Origin of the sequence: Flavobacterium branchiophilum FL-15, assembly GCF_000253275.1 — a bacterium.
Lineage (GTDB): Bacteria > Bacteroidota > Bacteroidia > Flavobacteriales > Flavobacteriaceae > Flavobacterium > Flavobacterium branchiophilum.
In genome coordinates this window covers 2,630,996-2,654,426 of sequence record NC_016001.1, presented here as the reverse complement: position 1 = coordinate 2,654,426, position 23,431 = coordinate 2,630,996, and the positions used below count along the sequence as shown (strand labels likewise).

General features: G+C 33.3%; 22 protein-coding genes and 1 pseudogene. 16 read left to right on the top strand and 7 right to left on the bottom strand.

The features are described 5' to 3' along the window. Positions 1 to 185: 185 nt before the first annotated feature. From FBFL15_RS11525 to FBFL15_RS11515, 3 genes are all read left to right on the top strand, one after another. The gene (locus tag FBFL15_RS11525; protein ID WP_014084765.1) at positions 186 to 506 is read left to right on the top strand and encodes a type II toxin-antitoxin system RelE/ParE family toxin; all 321 of its coding nucleotides are present in this window, start codon (positions 186 to 188) and stop codon (positions 504 to 506) included. Positions 507 to 530: 24 nt separating this feature from the next. Next, positions 531 to 1,640 carry a HigA family addiction module antitoxin gene (locus FBFL15_RS11520; protein ID WP_014084764.1) on the top strand — a complete coding sequence of 370 codons (1,110 nt, stop codon included), beginning with the start codon at positions 531 to 533 and terminating at the stop codon, positions 1,638 to 1,640. A gap of 296 nt (positions 1,641 to 1,936) precedes the next feature. Next, the gene (locus FBFL15_RS11515; RefSeq protein ID WP_014084763.1) at positions 1,937 to 2,857 is read left to right on the top strand and encodes an AraC family transcriptional regulator; all 921 of its coding nucleotides are present in this window, start codon (positions 1,937 to 1,939) and stop codon (positions 2,855 to 2,857) included. Position 2,858: 1 nt separating this feature from the next. Here the strand turns inward: FBFL15_RS11515 and FBFL15_RS11510 are convergent, their stop codons facing one another. Beyond that, positions 2,859 to 3,233, bottom strand: a complete 375-nt coding sequence (locus FBFL15_RS11510; protein WP_014084762.1) for a DUF779 domain-containing protein — start codon at positions 3,231 to 3,233, stop codon at positions 2,859 to 2,861. Between the two features lie 188 nt (positions 3,234 to 3,421). Between FBFL15_RS11510 and FBFL15_RS11505 the strand changes: the two genes are divergently transcribed. Continuing rightward, a complete protein-coding gene (locus FBFL15_RS11505) occupies positions 3,422 to 4,828 on the top strand; it encodes a tetratricopeptide repeat protein (RefSeq protein WP_014084761.1) in 1,407 nt (468 codons plus the stop codon). Positions 4,829 to 4,901: 73 nt separating this feature from the next. Continuing rightward, a complete protein-coding gene (locus tag FBFL15_RS11500; RefSeq protein ID WP_014084760.1) occupies positions 4,902 to 5,636 on the top strand; it encodes a shikimate dehydrogenase family protein in 735 nt (244 codons plus the stop codon). Between the two features lie 3 nt (positions 5,637 to 5,639). On the opposite strand, the gene recF is transcribed toward FBFL15_RS11500, so the two are convergent. Continuing rightward, positions 5,640 to 6,719 (bottom strand): DNA replication/repair protein RecF, encoded by a 1,080-nt coding sequence (recF, locus tag FBFL15_RS11495; RefSeq protein WP_014084759.1) that lies wholly within the window; start codon positions 6,717 to 6,719, stop codon positions 5,640 to 5,642. 142 nt (positions 6,720 to 6,861) lie between these two features. Between recF and FBFL15_RS11490 the strand changes: the two genes are divergently transcribed. The 3 genes from FBFL15_RS11490 (at position 6,862) to FBFL15_RS11480 (ending at position 10,511) form a co-directional block, all read left to right on the top strand. Next, a complete protein-coding gene (locus FBFL15_RS11490) occupies positions 6,862 to 7,665 on the top strand; it encodes a tetratricopeptide repeat protein (protein ID WP_014084758.1) in 804 nt (267 codons plus the stop codon). Positions 7,666 to 7,741: 76 nt separating this feature from the next. Continuing rightward, a complete protein-coding gene (ribH, locus tag FBFL15_RS11485) occupies positions 7,742 to 8,317 on the top strand; it encodes a 6,7-dimethyl-8-ribityllumazine synthase (protein ID WP_014084757.1) in 576 nt (191 codons plus the stop codon). Positions 8,318 to 8,462: 145 nt separating this feature from the next. After that, positions 8,463 to 10,511, top strand: coding sequence for a T9SS type A sorting domain-containing protein (locus FBFL15_RS11480; protein ID WP_014084756.1), 2,049 nt, complete (start codon positions 8,463 to 8,465; stop codon positions 10,509 to 10,511). 371 nt (positions 10,512 to 10,882) lie between these two features. On the opposite strand, the gene FBFL15_RS11475 is transcribed toward FBFL15_RS11480, so the two are convergent. Then, complete coding sequence (locus FBFL15_RS11475) at positions 10,883 to 11,971, bottom strand: M42 family metallopeptidase (protein ID WP_014084755.1); 1,089 nt, start codon at positions 11,969 to 11,971, stop codon at positions 10,883 to 10,885. Positions 11,972 to 12,055: 84 nt separating this feature from the next. Between FBFL15_RS11475 and FBFL15_RS11470 the strand changes: the two genes are divergently transcribed. Further along, entirely contained in the window at positions 12,056 to 12,742 is a 687-nt protein-coding gene (locus FBFL15_RS11470) for a DUF4294 domain-containing protein (protein ID WP_014084754.1), read from the top strand. A gap of 154 nt (positions 12,743 to 12,896) precedes the next feature. Here the strand turns inward: FBFL15_RS11470 and FBFL15_RS11465 are convergent, their stop codons facing one another. Further along, positions 12,897 to 13,961 carry a branched-chain amino acid aminotransferase gene (locus FBFL15_RS11465; protein WP_014084753.1) on the bottom strand — a complete coding sequence of 355 codons (1,065 nt, stop codon included), beginning with the start codon at positions 13,959 to 13,961 and terminating at the stop codon, positions 12,897 to 12,899. A gap of 376 nt (positions 13,962 to 14,337) precedes the next feature. Between FBFL15_RS11465 and mnmC2 the strand changes: the two genes are divergently transcribed. Beyond that, positions 14,338 to 15,006, top strand: a complete 669-nt coding sequence (gene mnmC2, locus FBFL15_RS11460) for a tRNA (5-methylaminomethyl-2-thiouridine)(34)-methyltransferase MnmC2 (protein WP_014084752.1) — start codon at positions 14,338 to 14,340, stop codon at positions 15,004 to 15,006. A gap of 93 nt (positions 15,007 to 15,099) precedes the next feature. Then, positions 15,100 to 15,297, top strand: coding sequence for a hypothetical protein (locus FBFL15_RS11455; RefSeq protein WP_014084751.1), 198 nt, complete (start codon positions 15,100 to 15,102; stop codon positions 15,295 to 15,297). 87 nt (positions 15,298 to 15,384) lie between these two features. Here the strand turns inward: FBFL15_RS11455 and FBFL15_RS11450 are convergent, their stop codons facing one another. After that, the gene (locus FBFL15_RS11450; protein ID WP_014084750.1) at positions 15,385 to 16,008 is read right to left on the bottom strand and encodes a hypothetical protein; all 624 of its coding nucleotides are present in this window, start codon (positions 16,006 to 16,008) and stop codon (positions 15,385 to 15,387) included. Between the two features lie 294 nt (positions 16,009 to 16,302). Between FBFL15_RS11450 and mnmA the strand changes: the two genes are divergently transcribed. The 4 genes from mnmA to FBFL15_RS11430 all read left to right on the top strand — a co-directional run bounded on the left by mnmA (position 16,303) and on the right by FBFL15_RS11430 (position 20,808). Continuing rightward, positions 16,303 to 17,490: a tRNA 2-thiouridine(34) synthase MnmA gene (mnmA, locus tag FBFL15_RS11445; protein ID WP_014084749.1), complete on the top strand. Its 1,188-nt coding sequence runs from the start codon at positions 16,303 to 16,305 to the stop codon at positions 17,488 to 17,490. Positions 17,491 to 17,578: 88 nt separating this feature from the next. Further along, positions 17,579 to 19,222, top strand: a complete 1,644-nt coding sequence (locus tag FBFL15_RS11440) for a S8 family serine peptidase (protein ID WP_050881303.1) — start codon at positions 17,579 to 17,581, stop codon at positions 19,220 to 19,222. Between the two features lie 83 nt (positions 19,223 to 19,305). After that, positions 19,306 to 19,947 carry an NUDIX hydrolase gene (locus FBFL15_RS11435; protein WP_014084747.1) on the top strand — a complete coding sequence of 214 codons (642 nt, stop codon included), beginning with the start codon at positions 19,306 to 19,308 and terminating at the stop codon, positions 19,945 to 19,947. A gap of 51 nt (positions 19,948 to 19,998) precedes the next feature. Then, positions 19,999 to 20,808, top strand: coding sequence for a lysophospholipid acyltransferase family protein (locus FBFL15_RS11430; protein WP_014084746.1), 810 nt, complete (start codon positions 19,999 to 20,001; stop codon positions 20,806 to 20,808). Between the two features lie 36 nt (positions 20,809 to 20,844). On the opposite strand, the pseudogene FBFL15_RS17225 reads toward FBFL15_RS11430, so the two are convergent. Both FBFL15_RS17225 and FBFL15_RS11425 read right to left on the bottom strand, forming a co-directional pair. After that, positions 20,845 to 21,009 (bottom strand): annotated as a pseudogene (locus FBFL15_RS17225) (GNAT family N-acetyltransferase); the annotation flags it as partial. Between the two features lie 17 nt (positions 21,010 to 21,026). Continuing rightward, a complete protein-coding gene (locus tag FBFL15_RS11425; RefSeq protein ID WP_014084745.1) occupies positions 21,027 to 21,722 on the bottom strand; it encodes a PH domain-containing protein in 696 nt (231 codons plus the stop codon). 564 nt (positions 21,723 to 22,286) lie between these two features. On the opposite strand from FBFL15_RS11425, the gene FBFL15_RS11420 reads away from it, so the two are divergent. Continuing rightward, the gene (locus FBFL15_RS11420) at positions 22,287 to 23,429 is read left to right on the top strand and encodes an FIST signal transduction protein (RefSeq protein ID WP_014084744.1); all 1,143 of its coding nucleotides are present in this window, start codon (positions 22,287 to 22,289) and stop codon (positions 23,427 to 23,429) included. Positions 23,430 to 23,431 lie beyond the last annotated feature (2 nt).

The window sequence follows — 23,431 nt, the reverse complement described above, 5'->3', positions numbered from 1 at the left end:
TAAAAAAACTTTTTTTATTTTTTTTTGACACACAAATTTTAGCGTGTCATAAACTTTGCTTATTTTACAAGACATAAAGCATAAACTGGATTCAAACCTATGACCTTAATTTAAAAAATATTTACAAAATTGTTCACCTATTTGTGAACAATTTTATATCTTTGCAAAAGCATTTCACCAATAGTATGGAAATTAAATTTCAAAAAACATATTTACAAGACCTCTACGAAGGAAATACAAAGCCTTATAAAGAATACAAGTCGAATAGGCAACTCGTGGCTCAGTATGTCAAAACAGTCAATAAACTAAAATCAATAACACAAATACATCAATTATTTCAATTAAAAGCATTACGATATGAAAAACTTACATGTAATTTAAATGGATTGAGTTCTGTAGCTGTAAATATGCAATACAGAATCATCTTTAAGGAAGTAGCTTCCACTTCAAATGAACTTATAATCGATATTTTAGAAATCGAAGATTTGAGTAAGCATTACGAATAGTAAGAACCAAAAACAATTGAAAAAATGAAACCAAAAAACACAAACATTCCTGCTTTTGCCACACATCCAGGCGAAATACTTTTAGATGAAATTGTTGCTAATGATTTTTCACAAATAGATTTTGCGAAAATGATAGGATACAATAGAAGTCAATTAAATGAAATAATTAAAGGTAAAAGAAACATCAATGCAGATTTAGCCTTACTTCTAGAAAAAACTTTAGGTATAGATGCAGAATATTGGATGGAGGCACAAAAGAACTTCGACTTGGATAAAGCTCGAATAGATGTTAAAAACAAAGAACAACTAGAGGCCATTGAGATTTGGAAAGCAGCAAAAGAATTTATATCAGTGGCTTTTTTTAAGAAAGAAAAAATAATTACTGGAAACCCTTTAATTGATAATCAAAAAATTAGAGCTATTTATGGTGTGGCTAATATAGATCAATTAGCGGCATTAAGAGTACAAAGTACGTATGCTCGTTTCAAGAAATCAACAAAGCTAAAATATGATGTAGTTAACATTATTGGTTGGGTTAAATTGGTTCAATATAAAGCCAAACAAGTAGTTGTACCTCCTTTTAATCATGAAAATAAAGCGGAATTACTATCTGAATTGAGGTCCATTATTTTAATGAATAATGATGTTTTAAATAAAGTACAAGAGAAATTAGAAGAATATGGCATTAAACTCGTGTATCAAGCAAAAGGAGAAAAAACTCCTGTTGATGGTGTTTCCTTTTGGAGTGAAGGAAATCCTGCCATTGGAATGACATTAAGACACAATCGTTTAGACAATTTTGCGTTTACTCTTTTTCATGAATTGGGGCATATTTATGAGCATTTAGTAAATAATAATACTGCTGAATTTATTGACCTTGAAATAAAAAATGAAGAGGAAGAATATAAAAAATCATCCGAAGAAAAGGAAGCAAATGTATTTGCTCAGAATGGATTAATTGACGAAATAGAGTGGAAAGAATTTAACAAAAATCTCACATTCAAAAACAATGATATCGTTATAAAAACTTTTGCAAAAAAAGTAAAAACACATCCATGTATTGTTAGAGGTAGAGTTTGTTATACATTAAATGATTATCGCTCATTCTCACAAATTAGCCACGATATCAATTAATATTTATGGATAGAAATTACTTATTAAACAGGTTATTTTTAGCATGAAGAATCAATAGATGAAATTATTTATATATGACATTGCTATTACCCCTTCATTAGCTATTTTTGTAATAAAAAACTGAAGCTACTTTAACTCACACAACCTGAATTGACTGAAAAATTGGGGCTAGCACGGCTTTTTTACGTGGGTCTAGCCCTCACAACGCAGTGGCCTCAAAAAAAATGTAGTATTTTGTAAAAGGGATTTGTTTTTTATTTAATTTTAAATTTTGAAATAAACGAATTGATTATCACATGGATACCCCTCGAAATTTACTGCACACGCCACAACTCTCTAGCCAAAAGTCGCTTAAAACGTTGGTAGAAAACCGTACCATATATAATTTGAATCATTGCGAATTGAATTTATTTGAAACCTATCAAACATCAGAGTTGGTTCCTCTAAAATTTAACGATTTGGTTGTAACCAGTATGTTGCGAGGCAAGAAGGTGATGCACCTTTTTGAAGAGCCTAGTTTTGATTATTTGCCAGGCGAAACAGTAGTAATTCCATCTAATGTTGAAATGAAAATCGATTTTCCCGAAGCCTCATTAACCAATCCCACACAATGTTTGGCGTTGGCAATTGATCAAAATAAAATTTCAGAAACGTTATCATTTTTAAACGAACGTTATCCAAAAGAAGGCAGCTCGACTTGGCAATTGGATTATCAAAATTATTTTTTTTACAACAATATCGAATTGGCATCAACTATCAATAAGTTGATAAAAGAATGTATGAGCAATTCCATTACTAAAGATGCTTTGGCCGACTTGACATTGCAAGAATTGTTGATAAGAATTATTCAAACACAAACTTCAAAATCATTTGATGAAGGGGTTTTTTCTGATTCCGAAAACCCCATTTCGCATGTAGTGGCGTTTATAAAACTCAATTTGAAAGAAAATTTCAGTATGAAAATCTTGAGCGAAAAAGCCTGCATGAGTTCCACATCTTTTTACAGGTATTTCAAACGTGAGCTTGGAGTTAGTCCGTTGGCTTTTATATTGAATGAAAAAATAAAATATGCCAAAACGTTGTTAAAAAACCCAACAATCCATATCAATGAAGTTTGCTATCTTTCGGGGTTTGAGGATTGTAATTATTTTATTAGAATATTCAAAAAAATAGAAGGTATTACACCAAAACAATACCAAAGTAGTTTTATCTATTAATTTAATCTACCACATATTGTAGCGGATTAAGCGCTTTTAATTCGGATGCTGTAAACATTCTAGACTGGGTGATAAATCGAAAACCAAGCGGAATTTCTAACGAAAAACTAGAGCCACGCCCTGCTACCACATCTATGGTAAGTTGGGTGTATTGCCAATACTCAAATTGGTCTTTGCTCATCCAAAACTCACAATCTTCAATCACCCCCAAACAAACATCATTTTGACCAAGTTTAAAATCGCCTTTTTCAAAACACATGGGTTGCGAGCCATCACAGCAGCCGCCACTTTGATGAAACATCAACGGGCCATAAGTGTCTTTTAAACGTGCAATCAAATCAATTGCTTTTTGGGTAACATGAACTCTATTTGTCATCATTTATTTTTTTTGTAAAAATATAAAAATCAATACTAAAACAATACTTTTTAAAGAAAAAATTAAATTAAAAAGCCAGCCAAAGGCCAAGAAAACAAGTTGATTAAATTGTTAAAAAATTTAATTTAAAAAATGACAACCGATTAAAAAAAAATATACTTTTATAGCGAAAAATCAAATATCAAAAAATGCAATTAAGCGAAGAAGAAGAAGATTATAACTTATCGTTATCAAAATTTGAATCCATGCTCAAAACCAATAAAGTACTTTTTTTTGATTCAGAAGAATTTGAAGAGATAATACTACATTATTTGGATATTGGAAAATTAAATTTGGCAAAAAAAGCATTGAAACTGGCTTTGGAGCAGCATCCAAAATCGTCGGGATTAAAATTAGTGCAAGTAGAAATGTTGATATTTGAAGATAAATTAGATGTTGCCGAGAAAATGTTGCACGAATTATATGCCATAGAACCTCACAACGAAGAAATCTACATCTTGAAAGCCAATATATATTCCAAAAAAGACCAGCACGAAAAAGCTGTGGAGCTCCTTCAAATGGCTTTGAAATATACAGACGATTTGGCCGATGTATATAATTTGATTGGAATGGAATATTTGTTTATGGATAATTTTGAAAAAGCCAAATTTCATTTTATTCAATGCCTTGAAAGCGATATCGAAGACCAATCGAGCTTGTATAACATCGTATATTGTTTCGAAATTTTAGAACAAAATCAAGAGGCAATTGATTATTTAAAAAATTATACCGAAAAAAATCCTTATTCAGAAATTGCATGGCATCAAATTGGCAGATTAGAATTTGGTTTAAAAAACTATATACAAGCCATAAGAGCTTTTGAATTTGCAACATATATAGACGATGAATTTGTTGGAGCCTATATAGAAATAGCAAAGGCCTACGAAAAAATTAAAAATTACGAAAAAGCCATCGTCAATTACCAAATAACATTAGAATTGAGCGATCCGAGTTCGTTTGCCTTGCTCCGCATTGGCAGATGCTACGAAAAATTAGACCATAAAACAAAAGCTTTTGAATATTATGAAAAAACAGTACACGAAGATCCGCTATTAGACAAAGCATGGATTGCAATGGCTGATTTTTTTATGGCTCAAAAAAAATATGCTAAATCTATATTTTATATCAATAAAGCATTGGCAATTGATAATAAAAATAAATTGTATTGGAAACGTTTTGCTACTGCAAACAGGTACTTGAAACGACATGAAGAAGCAGAATTTGGCTATCGAAAAGCAGTGGAAAATGGTGATTATCAGCTGGATACGTGGCTTTATTGGATAGATGTTTTATATAAAATGGATGAAATCAAACTGGCTATTCAAACATTGATATTAGCCACAGAATATTTTCCAGATCATTGTGAAATCGAATACCGATTAGCAGGCCTGTATGATCAGTTAGATTGTGCAATAGAAACACAATTTCATTTGGTTAATGCCCTAAAAATAGATTATAAAAAACGCTCAATATTGAAAAAATTATTTCCTGATTTTTATCAAGATGAACATGTACAACAAGTTTTTTTTAATTTTAAACATCATTTTTATGATTAATTTTCCTCATTTTTTACCTAATACAATGGTGTTAAATTTGATGAGGTTATTTTAAATTTCAAGAAAAATTAAGATGAAAAAAATATATGGTTTAGTCGGAAAAAATATAAGTTACTCCTTTTCCAAAGGCTATTTTACAGAAAAATTTAAAGACAGTTTATTTGAAGGTTGCGAATACCAAAATTTTGACCTACAAGAGATTAGCGAATTTTTAAATGTTGTAAAAGACACCCAAATAAAAGGTTTGAATGTAACAATTCCTTACAAACAAAGTGTGATTCCTTATCTACATCAAATGTCTAAAAAAGCCCAGCAAATTGGGGCTGTAAACGTTATAAAAATCAACAAGAAAGGAAATTTAAAAGGCTATAATTCAGATAGTTATGGTTTTAAAAAATCATTAAAACCCTTACTTCAGCCCCATCACAAAAAAGCACTCATTTTAGGCACAGGAGGTGCTTCTAAGGCTGTGGCATTTGCATTAAACGAATTGGGCATTATAGCTACTTTTGTTTCCAGAGAATATAAAGAAAACGCGATTGATTATCAACGACTTAACGAAACAACTTTTGATAATTACCAAATTGTAATCAACTGTACCCCTTTAGGAACAAGTCCAAATGTAGCACAATGCCCTGATATACCTTATCAATTTTTTACGGAAAAACATATTGCTTACGACTTGATTTACAATCCAGAAGAAACCTTGTTCCTAAAAAAAGCAAAAGAACATGGAGCGGTAACTAAAAACGGTTTAGAAATGTTGATCCGTCAAGCCGAAAAAGCCTGGAAAATTTGGAATAAATAAATATTATATTTTAAATATTTTGTAAGATTGAAGCGTAGATTTTACAATATTTTCTGTTCTTTCTGGGTGTGTATCTGATATAAATAACTGTCCAAAAACAGCATCATTTACCATTTGTATTATTTTACTTACTCTAAATTCGTCCAATTTATCAAAAATATCATCAAAAAGTAAGATAGGCTTTATGTTATTTTTGTTTTTTATAAACTCAAATTGGGCAAGTTTTAGTGCAATTAAAAATGATTTTTGCTGGCCTTGTGAGCCAAATTTTTTCACAGGATAGTCATGAATCAAAAAATTCAAGTCGTCTTTATGAATGCCAACACTGGTATATTGTAAAATTTTATCTTTTTGAATGTGCAACGTTAATAATTGATCTAAATTGCTTGTAAACAATTGACTTTCATATACAATAGCAACATTTTCAGAATTTCCTGCAATAATGGCATAATGTTTTTGAAAAATAGGTAAAAAAACATCTAAAAAGGCTTTTCTTTTTTCAAAAATATCCTGACCCAACACACTCAACTGGTCGTTATAAACACTTAGAGTTTCAGAATCAAACACTTGATTGAGTGCAAAATACTTGAGTAAGGCATTGCGTTGTGCCATTATTTTCTGATATTGGATAAGATGCAATAAATAATATTTATCTTGTTGTGCAATGATTTGATCAATAAATTTTCGACGGGTTTCGCTTCCATCAATAATCAAATCTGAATCGGCAGGCGAAATAATTACCAACGGAATTAGTCCCAAATGTTCAGAAAATTTTTCATAAGGCTTTCCATTTCTTTTTAAAATTTTTTTTTGCCCTTTTTTCAAACTACATACAATTTGTTCGTCCCGATCTGATTTGTTAAACACCCCATCAATCACAAAAAAATCTTCACCATGTTTAATGTTTTGAGTGGCCAATGGATTAAAATAACTTTTACTATAGGCCAAATGGTAAATGGCATCTAAAACAGTAGTTTTTCCAACACCGTTTTTACCTACAAAACAATTTATTTTTTCGTTAAAATCAAAACTGATTTCAGAAAAATTTTTATAATTAAATAAGGAAATGGATTTTAAATACATCAAAATGCCGACTGGAGTTTAAATTTTGGCCAAATTTAGACTTATTTTTCAATGAAAAAACAAATAATTGAAAAATATTGACGCAAAAGGTTTTAAATTTGAATTAAAATTTTATTTTTGCACCTCACTAAATGATTAATAAATGGCAACTTTCAATAAAAGAGGATACAAAGTCCCTAAACCAAAAGCAGAAAAGACTGAAAATGAATTTGACAACAATGAAATTGAAGAGGTAGTTATTGACGAAAAAGACAGTACAACTGCAGAAGTATTCAATTCATTAGACCAAACGGCTTCTAAAACTGAAGAATGGGTTGAAAGAAATCAAAAAATTATTTTTGGTATTTTGGGTGCAGTAGCATTAGTTACCGTTGGATATATTTTGTATGGCAAATTCGTTTCAGAACCTAATCAGGACAAAGCTGCAAACGATATGTTTCAAGCCCAACAATATTTTAAGCAAGCAACAGATGCCTCTGAGCCTAAAAAAATAGATTCATTGTACAAATTAGCTCTAAATGGAGGCGAAGGACAATATGGTTTTATCAAATTGGCCGATGAATATTCTGGAACAGATGCTGGTAATTTATCGCATTATTATGCGGGATTGGCATTGCTAAATACAGGAAAATATGCTGATGCAATTGCTCAATTAGAACAATTCAAATCCGAAGATTCTATGCTAAAAACACTTGCTATTGGAGCTATTGGCGATGCTTATATGGAACAAAACAAAGCAAAAGAAGCTTTAGAATTTTATATTAAAGCTTCAGAAAACAATGTAAATGAGCTTACAACTCCAAGATTTTTATTAAAAGCAGGACAAACTGCATTGTCTTTAAATCAAAAAGAAGAGGCTTTGAAATACTTTAATCAAATCAAAGATAAATATGAAGCTTCGCAAGAGGCCTCAACAGTTGATGCTTATATTGGATTAGCTCAATAAACATATATTTTAGGTTTTTGGTGTTGTTTTTTTTGAATTAATACACTACATTTGTGTATTAAAAAATGGAAACAAAATGGCAACAGCAAATAAAAATTTATCAAATTACGACAAAACTTTAATCCCAAATTCGAGACATTTTCGATTTGGGATTCTTGTTTCTGAATGGAATGAACACATAACCGAAGGGTTGTTTTTAGGGGCTACAGAAGCACTATTGGATTGTGGGGCAATTGCTGAAAATATAATACGATGGAATGTCCCGGGCAGTTTTGAACTTGTTTATGCCGCAAAAAAAATGATTGAAACCCAAAAACCCGATGCCATCATTGCCATTGGAAGTGTCATTAAAGGCGAAACCAAACATTTTGATTTTGTATGTGAAGGCGTAACACAAGGTATCAAAGATTTGAATGTCAAGTACGACGTACCCGTTATTTTTTGCGTATTGACAGACAATAACGAACAACAATCGATAGACAGAAGTGGTGGCCTACACGGCAACAAAGGAACCGAAGCAGCCATTGCCGCTATCAAAATGGCTTTTTTGCGACAGCAAGCTAATATAGGCTATCATTTTGCGGAGCAAAAAATTCTAACCTCAGGACAACACCACCTAGAGGATGGAACACCAAAAATAAGCCAGCAATAATCATTAAAAGTTTCAAATTTGTATGCTCATACCAGATGCAAGTTTGAAACTTTTTTTATAAAAAAAAGTAATATTATTATAAATAAATTAAACTTCTACTTATAGTGCCATTTTGTCTAATTAAATAAAAAAACAAAATAAATATATGAAAAATACTATAATTTTGATTATCGGCTTTTTTATAATGGGGCAATCCAAGGCACAAAATTTTTCTTTTAATTTTAATACCGTGGGTAGAAGGGTTTGTTTGGTTTCCTCAAAAGTTGATGTAGTCAATCAAAGTGTCAAATTAATTTTTCATGATTCGTTGTCCAATACTTCAGAGGCTCTTTCTGTTCACAGACGGTTGGCTGGAACCCATACATGGAGTACTGTAGCTACCCAAATTGCCGCTGGAACTGGCCATTGGACAGACTTCAATACCAGTTTAGGACAAGTTTGGGAGTATCAAGTAAAACGCCACCACACATGGACCTTTTCAGGAACAAATTATGATGCTGTGGGCTATACAATGGGAGCATTGTTGTATGACAATACAAACTATAAAGGACAAATGATATTATTAGTAGCCAATGATGTTGTAGCTCAATTGCCTGAAAAATATACAAAATTCAAAAAAGAGCTAACAAATGATGGTTGGTATGTCAATGAATTAACCGTTCCAAGGGCAACGAGTTGGGATAGTGGCGTTGCAGTATATCACATTAAAAATGACATCATTTCAATATACAATAATGCACCATTAGATGACAAACCCCAATCGATCGTAATATTGGGTCATGTTCCTATGCCACGTTGTGGTGCTTCTAATGTAGTTGCTCCAGACGATCACAGTCAGAATACAGGTGCCAGAGGCTGCGATGGATATTATGCAGATATTGACGGCCTTTATACAGATACTGCCACTTATAATCCAAGCGGTTTATCTACTACTTTAGCTCAAAATATGCCCAACGATTATAAATGGGATCAAGACTTTTTTCCATCTGATGTAGAAATGTCGTTTGGACGTATAGATTTTGCAGATTTATCAGAAATCAATACAGCAGAGCATACCTTGCTAGAGCAATATTTAGACAGATTGAGCCAATATAAAAACGTGGCCACTGGTTTTGACATGGGCGAAAAAGCAGCCTTTTTTTTGGGATACAACAATTCCAACGACGGTTCTTATCGCACGTTATGCAATATAGCAAAACCCGAAAATGTATTTCAAAAAACAGATAGTTCAAACCACAACCAATGGGTACAAAATAATGGCCCGTTTAAAATATACATGCAAAATGTTTCTACCCCCAGCATCAGCGATTGGCAAACGTATGGAATGAATGCTACCGTTTTTTCTAGCGATCAAAGTTATTGGGGCTTTGGCGATGTGCCTCAACCTAGTGGGGCTTATAGTCGTATTCGAGTTTTATTAGGTTTAAACACCAAATGCTTATTGGCATTATGGACCACAATGGGACTCAATATTTTTCATCAAGCTTGTTATGGAAAAAATATTGGACAAGCCATGAAAGACATCATCAACCATAATGAAACTAATCAATATTTAGAAAAGCCACCCCAACAATATGATACACCCCAATGGTGGAATAGAACACATTTTGATATTTGGGGCGATCCAACGATCAATTTGTATCAAGTAAAGCCAATAGCTAATCTGGCTTTTGAAACAACCAATGGGGTACCCACTTTAACTTGGACTGCATCCAATGATGAGGCTATTTTGGGATACCATGTATATGAATCGGCTACTGAATTTGGAAAATTCCAGCAAATCTCCAATACTTTGATTTCCAATACATTTTATCAACTGCCTAATGCTTCTAGTTCCCATTGGTATATGGTAAAAGCCATCAAAAAGGTAGTTTCTGGTTGTGGAACTTTTTTGCAACCTAGTATTGGATTGTCTATAAAACTTGACCCAAATTTACAGATACAAACGCCCAATAGCCAACCAAATATTGTTTTATATCCAAATCCGTTTCAAAACGAAATTCAAGTGCAATCTCCTAGTCCGATTAAGAAAATCCAAATATACGACAATACAGGACGAATATTGTTTAGCAAAACCATTTCAGATTTTGAATATACGATACCTACACATCATTGGACTAATGGATCCTATTTTTTAGAAATTCAAGATCAAAACAATGGCCGATTGATAAAAAAGTTGATAAAAAGCAATTGAAATTATACCAAATATATTTATAAAATAGTCCAAAGATGCGTAGTTATTTTTTAGAAAAAATTTTCAAGAAAAATCGTTGCATAGCTGGGCTACGGAACTATTTTTTTTGAATAATTTTAGCAAAAAAGAACAAGTAGATTGGACTATTTTATATGTATATTTGGTATTATTAATACGAATGTTCGTAACTGATACCAAAATAACAACCGTATTTTATTAATTTTTAACAAATAAAACATTAAAAATTTTATAAAATAATTAAAAATCAACTTATAATTTATATAATTGCACCCGTTTCGGGTCGTTATAAAAATATATAATAAAAAAAACAGTTTTAAAGCCATGCTAAAAAACTGTTTTTTTGGTAAATATTATTTAAAATACGAAAAAGTTTCTTGGTTTTCTATTTTCAATATACTTTCGTAAATCAGTCTAATCACATTTTCAACATCTGTTTTGTGTACCATTTCTACGGTTGTGTGCATGTATCTAAGGGGCAACGAAATAAGTGCCGAAGCCACACCTCCATTACTATAAGCAAATGCATCAGTATCTGTGCCAGTAACTCTGCTCGATGCCAATCGTTGAAAAGGGATGTCGTTTTCTTGTGCGGCAGTTATTATGAGTTCCCTCAAATTATTTTGTACGGCAGGGGCATACGTAATGACGGGACCACGACCAATTTTGGTTTCGCCTTCAATTTTTTTGTCAATCATTGGCGTGGTAGAGTCGTGGCACACATCGGTTACTATGGCCACATGGGGCTTGATGGTTTGGGTAATCATTTCGGCACCACGCAGTCCAACTTCTTCTTGAACAGCATTGGTTACATAAAGGCCAAATGGCAATTTGATGTTGTTTTCGTGTAGCAAACGGGCCACTTCGGCTATCATAAAGCCGCCCATTCGGTTATCGATGGCTCTACATACAAATTTATTATCGTTAAGAATCATAAATTCATCTGGATAGGTAATCACACAGCCAACGTGTACACCCAATGCTTCCACTTCGTCTTTAGTAGCACAACCACAGTCTATAAAAATGTTATCTTGTTTGGCAGGCTCTTCTTTGCCTCTGTTGCGAGTATGAATGGCAGGCCAGCCAAAAACACCTTTTACAATACCGTTTTTGGTATGGATGTTTACCCGTTTTGAAGGGGCAATTTGATGATCGGAACCCCCGTTTCGAATGACATATATCAATCCATCATCGGTAATGTAATTGACATACCACCCAATTTCGTCGGCATGTCCTTCTATCACAACTTTGAAAGGGGCCTCTGGATTAATAACTCCAACGACTGTTCCATAGGTGTCTGTAATGAAAGTATCTACGTAGGGTTTGATATAATTCATCCATATTTTTTGCCCTTCAGATTCATAACCTGTTGGCGAGGCGGTGTTTAGATAGGTTTCTAAAAAAGTAAGCGATGCCTCATTTAATATTGATTTTGTACTCATAAAATTTTTTTGGCTAAATTATTAAATTGGCATCAAAATTGCATCATTTATTTCTATTTTTGACCTTTTAAATATGAAATAAATATGAAGTTATTACAATACGGGTTTGTCCTTGTTTTATTTGCATTTTCTGCACACGCACAAGTAATTCAAGACAGCGAAAAAATGGGATACACCCTTCAGGAAAACGATACAATTTTGTCTGAACCTATACTTTTGGAAGAAGTAGTTATCCAAAAAGAAAAGCTGGATCCCGAGACTAAAAAACAATTTTTATTGTTGCAAAACAGGGTTTATAAAGTGTATCCGTTTGCCAAAATTGGTACAGAACGATTGACTATTTTGAATCAAAATTTAGAACATTTAAAAACCGAACGAGAAAAACGTAAATATTCCAAAATAATTCAAGAATATTTAGAAAAAGAATTTACAGATCAATTAAAAAAATTGTCTCGCAAGCAAGGCCAGATTTTAGTGAAATTGATTCACCGTCAAACGGGTTTTACAACATTTGAATTGATCAAAGATTATAAAAGTGGCTGGAAGGCTTTTTGGTCGAATACGACAGCCAAAGTATTTGATATAAATTTGAAAACAAAATACAATCCTACAGAAAACAATGAAGATTTTTTTATAGAAACCATTTTATATAGGGCTTTTAATTCGGGCCGATTGGTAAAACAAGAAGCCGCTTTGCCAATAGATTATGATGAATTGCAACAAATATGGGAAAACAAAGCCAAACAACAAAACAGCTCAAAAGCACAATAAAAAAGCAGTGGATGTTTTTGAAAACGTTGGTTTCTTCGGTATTGTTTTGCGTGAGGGATAGCAGTGGAAATCCTTTTTTGCCCCTCTTTTTGATATAAAAAACGTCTTTACGGTGTAGCAAAGACGTTTTTTTTTGTGGTAACGTATGTTTAAACTATATTTTCACGGTCCAGCCAAAAGGGTCTTCGGCAGTTTTGGTTTGTATATTGGTCAGTTTTGTTTTGAGATTTTGTGCCAAAGAATTGTCAGATTTTGGTAATTCGTAATAGGTATCTTGATAAGAAAATCCAATAATTGGGGTGATAACGGCGGCTGTTCCGGCACCAAATACTTCTTTTAGACTTCCGTTTTGAGCGGCTTCTACGAGCTCAGACACCAATACAGAACGTTCTTCTACGGCAATTCCTTCTTTTTGAGCTAAGGCAATAAGGCTTTTTCGGGTAACCCCGTCCAAAATACGCTCGCTAACGGGAGCTGTAAAAAGGGTGTTGTTGATGTTGAAAAACAAGTTCATGGTACCTGCTTCTTCGAGTTTGGTGTGGGTGGCATCGTCTGTCCAAATGATTTGTTGAAAACCAGCATCGTTTGCTAATTTTGTAGGGTAAAACTGTCCTGCGTAATTACCAGCTGCTTTAGCTGCACCAATACCGCCATTGGCCGCACGGCTATAATGTTCGGCAATTAGTACTTTTACCTCGCCAGCATAATAAGATTTTACGGGCGATAGCAATATTGAAAAGCGGTATTGGCTAGAAGGAGCCGCTATAACTCCAGGACCAATTGCTATCATAAAAGGTCTGATATACAATGAGTTGCCTTCGCCTTTTTTTACCCATTCACGGTCTAAATCGATCAATTGTTTGAGTCCGTCCATAAAAATGGCTTCTGGGATTTCGGGCATACACAATCGGGTTGCAGACTTGTTTAGACGTTTGTGGTTTTCTTGTGGTCTAAAAAGCCACACTTGGTCTTGTTCATCTTTATAAGCTTTCATGCCCTCAAAAATGGCTTGTCCGTAATGGAAAACTTTTGCCGAAGGGTCCAACACAAACGGTTCGTAAGGTTTAATTTCGGGTGTTTGCCAGGCACCATCTATATAATCGCAAACTAAAATGTGGTCTGTAAACACCGCACCAAAAGCAAGGTTGTCGAAGTTTATGGTATTGATTTTGGATTCAGTGGCTTTTCTGATGTCGATTTTTGGAGTACTTTGATTCATTTGAGCGTCAATTTATTATTTGTATTAAGGTTTTTTAATGCCTTAATTTTGTATTTGTTTGTATGATTGATACAAAAATAGTAATTTTTGTTTGATTTATATATTAAACATTGCTTTTTTTGTTATTTTTTTATTTATATCGCATTTTCAAAGAAATAAATAGGAATAATATAATTTTTTATGAAAATAGCGTTTAAAGTGAAACATTTGACACCTAAAAGCTGTTTTATTGCGGATTAAAAGTGCTTGATTGACTTCTCTTGGAGGGCAATTGGAGGGCTATTTTAAATTTTTTAAATTTTTTATATCTCAGTTATACCTCAATTCCATAGATTTGGTGTTTTTTTGGAAGCCAATTACAAAGCCTTAAAATTTTATGAAAAGAGAAGTTATTCTTACAAATGATGGTTCTAGTACCATTCACATTCCAGAGTGGAACGAAAGTTACCACTCAAAACACGGTGCCATTCAGGAGGCTTATCATGTGTTTATCAAAAATGGATTGGATTTATTTGAGCAACAACAAGTTGCTATTTTGGAAATTGGTTTTGGTACGGGGTTAAACGCCTTGATTACGCTGCTAGAGGCCAATAAGCGGCAGCAAAACATTAGCTATCAGGGCGTAGAGGCTTATCCCATTTTGGAATCGGAACGGCAACAACTTAATTATGATGTGATTTTAGAAAGCACTTCAAAAAAGGTGTTATTTGATGAAATACATCGATGCAAATGGGAGGAGGAAGTTACATTAAGTCCTTATTTTTGTTTAAAGAAACGGCAGGATTTTTTTGAAAATATTCAGGATATTTCAAAATTTGATTTGATTTATTTTGACGCTTTTGGTTATCGGGTGCAGCCAGAATTATGGCGTTTTGAAATATTTGAAAAAATGTATCAAGCACTTCATCCTGAGGGGGTTTTAGTAACTTATGCAGCCCGAAGCATCATTAAAAAAAACATGGAACAAGCTGGCTTTAGGGTAGAAAAACACCCTGGAGCACCTGGAAAAAGAGAACTTTTTAGAGCCATTAAAGAGGTTAAATAAAAGTTATTTTTTTGTTAAAAAGTCCTTTTTGTTTCAAAAAAAATGTAATTTTACATAAACATATTAATAAAAACAACCACTAAAAATTTCAGAATGATGCTCACAAACAGTTTTGATTTTACTAGAAAAATTTTAGAAAACGTTAGCTTCGACCCCAAACTATTTTGTAAGGAGTTGAACAAAGCAGTTCAGTTGCTTTTGCCTTATGAGTTGGAACAACTACACGAATGGGTTTTGAAATTTACGGCCTCAAAACCAGAACTCAAACAATGTTTGGTGTATTTGAGATAAGAGCAAATTTTGTAAAAACAACAAAGAGAAAAGCCAATTAAAAATGACTTTTCTCTTTTGTTTTTTTAGAGCATTTCAATTAAAATGTTATTTTTTTATTTCGTTTTGAAGATCAATTAAAAACAGTTCAACGGCATTTCTAATAGAGGCACAAACCATTAATTTTTTGGCTTTTTTTACAGAAATAGGAGTCATTCTACCAACAGGGGCATTCAAATCGCCATCTTTGATATCTACACAATAGGTTTTTGAAAAATTTTGATATGCAAACTGAATTTGACAAATGCCATGAACATTGGGTATCATAAATCCTGTTTTTTTACAATCTAACGCTTCAAGTTTTGCAGTGATTTGTTCGGAGTCTTGGCTTTCGGTAATTATAAAATTGGATCTAACACATAATGAGTCAATATATGCTTTTACAACTTGAGCACCCAATTCGGCATTAAATTCTGATTTGTTTTCCAATTCAATTGAAGCACAAGCCAGTTTTTTTAGCTTTAGAGAGTCTCTTAAATCATCGAATTTTATTGTAACTTTCTTTTTGCTAAAATCAAATTTTTTGACAGTTTCATACAATGGGTAGTCATTCAAAACGGTAGCTTTTGGTATATAAGCTGCTGGTCCGGAGGCTAATCCAATAATAAGACCTTGAGCAAACAAAGTATAAGATTGGAAAGCGAATAAAACGAAAAATAGCATTTTTTTCATAAATGGGATGGTTTTAATGTTTTTTTGTAATTAAAAATGATAGGTTTCCCTTGTTTTTAGATTACAAATATACAAAATAAAGGTGTTTTATAATTTTTATTCGTAATTTTTAACTTTATTGTTTTATAAATAATTATTATTTACAAATTGCAATTATGCCTTACAATGCCAACAGATGTATTATGATTGGGCTATCATTAGACATTGGTTCTTTTTTTTTATATTTTAAAATTCAATATCTTTGCTAAAAATTTCAAATATTTTTTTATTCTAAAATAATTTATACCTAGTTATATGAAACGAGTTGTTGTAGGGCTTTCGGGCGGTGTAGATTCTAGTGTTGCGGCTTATTTGTTGCAACAACAAGGTTATGAAGTTATTGGCCTTTTTATGAAAAACTGGCACGATGATTCGGTAACCATTTCAAACGAATGTCCGTGGCTTGAAGACAGTAATGATGCTGTTTTGGTTGCTGAAAAATTGGGAATTCCTTTTCAAACGGTTGATTTGAGCGAAGCCTACAAAGAAAAAATTGTCGATTATATGTTTGACGAATATGAGAAAGGACGTACACCAAATCCAGATGTTTTGTGTAATAGAGAAATCAAGTTTGATGTATTTATGAAAATAGCCCTCGATTTGGGGGCAGATTTTGTAGCAACAGGGCATTATTGTCAAAAAAAAGAAAGCGACATCAACCATCAAACAACCTACCACCTTTTGGCGGGTAAAGATGTAAATAAAGACCAATCATATTTTTTGTGTCAATTATCTCAGGAGCAATTGTCTAAAGCATTGTTTCCTATTGGACATTTAACAAAACCTGAAGTAAGGGCCATAGCAGCCGAAATGGAACTGGTAACGGCCGAGAAAAAAGATTCTCAGGGTTTGTGTTTTATTGGAAAAGTACGATTGCCCGAGTTTTTGCAACAAAAATTGCAACCCAAAGCAGGTATGATTATCGAAATTCCTGCAAATGCGGCATTATATGAAACGGCAACACCCGTATTTGAAAATTGGGAACATGAATTACAATATTGGTCTCATAAAAAACAATATACGCCCGAAATGGGTAAAAAAGTAGGGCAACATTCGGGGGCTCATTATTTTACTATCGGACAGCGAAAAGGACTCAATGTTGGGGGAACAAAAGAAGCATTGTTTGTTATTGCTACAGATGTAAATCAGAATGTTATTTATACGGGGCAGGGGGCTCAACATCCTGGTTTGTTTAGAAAAGCTTTGTTGGTTAGCAATAATGAAATCCATTGGATTCGTACCGACTTGGCTTTACAGGTTGGCGAAAGCAGGTCGGTAATGGCCAGAATCCGTTACAGGCAAGCGTTGCAACAAGCAACCTTGTATCAGTTTGAAAATGGTTTGTATGTTGTTTTTGAACACCCGCAATCGGCCATTACCGAAGGGCAGTTTGTAGCTTGGTATGATGGTGAAGAACTTTTGGGCTCGGGGGTAATTGCTTAAATGGGGGAGGGTTGAAGTTTTAAGTATGAAGTTTTAAGTATGAAGTTTTAAGTATGAAGTTTGGTGTATGAATTATTAATATTGTATTATGGGGGTAGTGGTTAAAAAAGTAAAGCAATGTATTGGTTCAATTTGGTTGGTTGCTATTCTGTTTTTTATAATTGAAAAAGGGATGGCACAAGAGGATGCAAGGGTTTATTTTGCAGACAAACCCAATGCGTCTGTTTATTTGAGTAATCCGCTGTTGATGTTGTCTCAGAGGGCTTTGGACAGGCGATTGGCACAAAATATACCGCTTTCTGTTCAAGACGTTCCTTTATACCAGCCTTATTGGGACACTATTGCCAATGCCAATGGTATAGTAATAAAAACAAGTTCAAAATGGATGAATTGTGTGCATGTCCGAGGGAGCGTGTCTCAAATAAATGCACTGGCCAATTTGTCGTTTGTAAGCCATATTGAATTTGCTAATCCTACTTTAAATAGTAAAACAAGCCAACTGCAACCGCCTTTTGCAATCCAAAAAACGTTTGAAATAACCTCAGATTTGCCCTACGGCAATTCATTAAATCAAATTCAAATGCTCAGCGGGCAATCTTTGCACCAACAAAATAAAACGGGTTTTGGAAAAATAATTGCGGTGTTAGATGCAGGATTTCCAGGTGTCGATACTTTGCCAGCTTTTCAATATTTGCAATACCACGGGTTGATATTAGGAGGCTATAATTTTGTAGATCAAAACCCTCTGTTTTATTCGGGTAATAGTCATGGAACATCGGTTTTGTCGTGTATGGGAGGCTATGTTTCGGAGCAGCTAGTTGGAACGGCTCCAGATGCGTCTTATTATTTGTATGTTACAGAAGATACTGCCTCTGAAAACCCAGTAGAAGAATCGTATTGGGTGGCAGCAGCCGAAGCAGCCGATAGGGTAGGAGCAGATGTTATTACGTCGTCGTTAGGGTATTTTATTTATGACAATCCTAGTTATTCCTATGCTTATTCGGACATGACTGGCAACAAGGCATTTGCCTCAAAAGGAGCCAATATTGCTTTTACCAAAGGCATTATTGTTGTAGTAAGTGCGGGCAATTCAGGTCAATCTGCTCATCCACATATTGGTGTTCCTGCCGATGCCACACATGCTTTAGCCGTTGGGGCAGTAGCGGCTAATCAGGAGTATGCTAATTTTAGTTCTATTGGGCCTAGTTTTGATCAACGCATAAAACCCGATTTGATGGCTCAAGGGGTCAATGCAGTAATTGCAAACCTTCAAGGCAGCATTGTTGGGGGCAACGGCACATCGTTTGCATGTCCTATAATGGCGGGATTATTGGCTTGTTTTTGGCAAGCATATCCAGCTTTAACCAATCAACAAGTGGTAGATTATATCAAACAATCGGCCGATAGGTATAACAGTCCAAATGCACAATGCGGCTATGGTATCCCCAATTTTTTATTGGCCAGTAATCAAGCAAACTTGTCTGAAAAAGAATCTAAAAACACCAAATCTTTAGTGTATTATAATGTAGAAAATCAAAATTTAAACGTACAATTGTTTGGTAATTTGACAAAAGACCAAATAGTACTATTTGATGTTCAAGGCCGATTGGTAAAAGTATTGAATTTAGAACAAAATTACAACCAGTTTGATATAAGTGATTTACAATCAGGTGTTTATATGTATGTTGTAAAAAATCAGTATGCCTTTCACTATGGTAAATTTGCAAAATAATAGTTTCACAATAATTCAAATTTATAATCTAATACTTATTTTTTTTAATAATAAATAATTATTATCTCAAACGACTTTTCGATATGAAGTTTTCAGATTTTACTGCACTTATTTCAAAAATACAAGTGGCACCATTAGAAGGTTCCGTAGCACATGACAAAATGTGTCCACCCGAGCGAAACGAAATGTTGCAAAAACAAGGACAAAACGTTTGGAACGAGGCTAAAACGGCTGCGGTATTGTCTTTAATATATCCAAAAGACGAAGAAGCTCATTTGGTTTTGATTGTTAGAAATACTTACAAAGGAGTGCATTCTGCTCAAATTGCTTTTCCAGGAGGAAAAGTTGAAACAACCGACAAATCCCTAGCCCATACGGCACTTAGAGAAACTTTTGAAGAGATAGGAATTGTTGCAAACGACATAAACATCATCAAGCCTTTAAGCCAATTGTATATTCCGCCAAGTCGTTTTTGGGTTCATCCTTTTTTGGGTGTTGCAAACCGTAGCTTGTCATTTGTACCCGATGCTAACGAAGTAGCTCAAATTATTGAATGGCCATTGAAGCATATTTTAGATGAAACCAAAATTGGTAAAAAACTAATGCAAACTTCCTACATGCAAGCTGTTGAGGTACCAGGATTTCTGATAGACGAACATTTTGTTTGGGGGGCTACGGCAATGATCCTATCTGAATTGAAAGAGTGTTTAAAAAGTGTCCTTTAATTAATTAAGATTTTGTATGTTTGCAACCTATAAAAATTAATTTTCAATACCATGGGGCTATTCAAACGCAATCCTTTTGGACATATATTATTTATAAAAAAATGGTTAATCCGTATATTTGCAGTGCTTACGCACAAAAGATACAGAGGTTTTAACGAATTGCAAATTGAAGGGTCTGAAATTATAAAAAATTTGCCCAATACTAATGTTTTATTTATTTCAAATCATCAAACTTATTTTGCAGATGTTGTAGCCATGTTTCATGTTTTTAATGCCAGTTTGAAAGGACGACAAGACACCATTAAAAACCTTGGATACATTTGGCAACCCAAAATGAATATCTATTATGTTGCCGCCAAAGAAACCATGCAAGCAGGTTTGTTGCCCAGAATTTTAGCCTACGTTGGTGCCATTACAGTTGAAAGAACTTGGCGATCCAAAGGTAAAGATGTATGTGAAAAACGAGATGTTAATCCGAATGATACTGAAAATATCAAAATTGCCCTTTCAGATGGTTGGGTAATTACATTTCCTCAAGGCACTACAAAATCATTTAAACCTGTAAGAAAAGGAACTGCACACATCATCAAACAACACAAACCCATTGTTGTACCAATTGTAATTGATGGTTTCAGACGGTCTTTTGATAAAAAAGGATTGAGACTCAAGAAAAAAGGTATTTTACAATCATTTATCATCAAACCGCCTTTGGATATTGATTATGACAACGAAACGATTGAACAAATTGTCGAAAAAGTAGAATATGCAATAGAGCAACACCCTTCATTTTTGAAAGTGATTCCTGTTGAAGAAATGGAAGCGGCAGAAAAGCTCAATAAAACTCGAAAATGGGAGTATTGATTTTTTTAAATTGATATAACGTAATATTTTACAATATTATTTTATGAAATTATACCAAATATATTTTATATGTATATTTGGTATTATTTGTTCAATAGCTACAAACAATTGTGTAGCAACCCCTTGCCTTTGAAAACGGGGCAATACATACAACAAATCAATAGAAGTTGGGTGGTCTAGGGTAACAAAACCTGAAACATTTTCATTGCAATACTCGCTTACATTTTGCTTAAAATGTCTTTTTTCAAAGTATCATATTCGCCCTGAAGTATCAGCCCGTTGTCTAATAATTTTTTGTAATTTTGTAATTTTGCAAACAATTCATCTTGACTCAAGGGCTGATTTGGTGCTTCTACAGCTGTGTTTGCTACGGGTTCTGGCTCTTCTACCCGTAAATTGTTTGGTATAATTTCGGCATAATTGGTTACTTCCTCTGTTTCTATTTCTTCAATTTTTTCTGAAATCCATTGGGCTGGTGTTGTAGTTTCTGGTGCTATCGTTTGAGCAACTACACTTCCTGTTTTGATGATCTCTAATTGCTCTTTTGCAAATGTATGCAATTTTCGAGCTTGAATTTTTGGGATATAATCAATGGTAACTTGAATATCATTTTTGGTTGAAAACGAGAAATCAGAACCTAAAATATTTTCTTTAATAAAGGTGGCCACTACGTCTTCCCAATTAAAATCGATAAATTCCATCGAAAGGCCTAAATTTTTAGGTCGGCAAATGATGATGCGTTTGTTTGTTAAAACCACACTTTCAGGAAAAACGGTTAAAGCTGGTTTTTTTTGAACACCAATATAGCCCACCTCTTCATTTTTCATTAATAAATCAGATAGTTTGGCCGATATTTTTTCGATGGCTTTTGGGTCTTGTTCTTCATTGAGAAATTTTCTGAACTGCTCTTTCATTTTTTTAATTTAGATATAGAAAAGTTTATTTTATTTTAATATTACAATCATTGTTTTTGATGATGCGAATATAATAAAAAAATGTAAGTGTTGTCCAAAAAGTGGCAAAATGTTTAAAATGAGCAAAAAATCATTATATCGATAAAAATAATCATTTTGTCGATAAAAAAACATTTTAATTCAAATTAATTTTTTATTTTTGTCCGATAAAATGAAATAGTTGTTGTAATATATCTATAAAATAGTAAAATACTTTAATTGTTAAAAAAACGAAATGTATTTTTAAATAATTGTTAATCAGTATATTATGATGTTTTTATTTTTTATTTTAAAATATTTTAAAATTTAGATAATATATAATTTTAACGACATTATGATTTTTTTTTACAAAAGATAAAAAAAAAGTTTAAAATTGAAAATTTTTATTAAATTTGACTTTTGAAGAATATTAAAATCAAGTTTGGTAAATGTTTGAAAATGAAAGAATAATAACAATATTAGATTGTTATTCACTAAAAAAAGTAATGAATTTTTAGAAGCGTTGTGCATTAAAATCAAATATTTATGAAAAAAGTAGCTTTGTTGTTTAGAAATGATACTTTTACAGTATCAGAAAAAGATCGAGATTTTGATTTTGAATCTTCAAATTTGGTTTTGGGTTTTGGATCAGGACATTTAGTTTCAAATTCAGATGTTTACGATACAATTTATCGTAAATTTCCAAAAGCTCAAATTGCCCTTTGTTCTACGGCTGGAGAAATATTTGGCACCGAGGTTTTAGATGATACCATTTCGTTGGTAGCAATAAAGTGGGGTAGTAGTATCATGCAAACATCGAGCGTTTTGATAGCAGATTATCAGAACAGTTTTGAAGCTGGCAAACAATTACTCCTCAAAATGGATCAATCAGCTCTAAAATTAGTTTTTATTTTATCTGATGGGAGCCATGTTAATGGAAGCGAATTGGTAAAAGGCATGAACAGTGTCAAAGCTCCTCATTTGCTCATTACAGGCGGGTTGGCAGGAGATGGAACGCATTTTGAAAAAACTTTTGTAGGACTCAACGAAGTGCCAAAAACAGGAAATTTGATAGCTATTGGATTAGGAGGCAAAAATTTAGAAGTAACACACGGAAGCCTTGGGGGCTGGGAATCATTTGGATTAGAAAGAGTGGTTACCCGATCGAAAGAAAATATATTATATGAAATTGATGGAAAAAATGCTTTGGATTTGTATAAAAACTATCTAGGAAAATATGCAAATGATTTGCCAAGTTCGGCACTTTTGTTCCCGCTATCTATCATTTTAGAAAAAGGAACAGAGTCCATCGTTCGCACTATTTTAGCAATAGACGAAGAGCATCAATCCATGACATTTGCAGGCGACATTCCAGAAGGATGTAAGGTTAGGTTTATGAAAGCTAATTTTGATAAATTGATAGATGCCGCCAGCGATGCCGCCAGCAACAGTTTGGAGCTATTGAGCCACAAACCTGCTTTGGCCTTTTTAGTGAGTTGTGTTGGTAGAAAATTAATTTTAGGGTCTAGAATAGAAGAAGAGGTAGAAGCTGTACAAGACATTTTTGGAACAGATACGGTACTGACGGGTTTTTATTCTTATGGAGAAATTTCGCCTTTAACCCCTATGGGCAATTGTGGTTTGCACAATCAAACCATGACAATAACAGGAATAAATGAAATTGAATAATA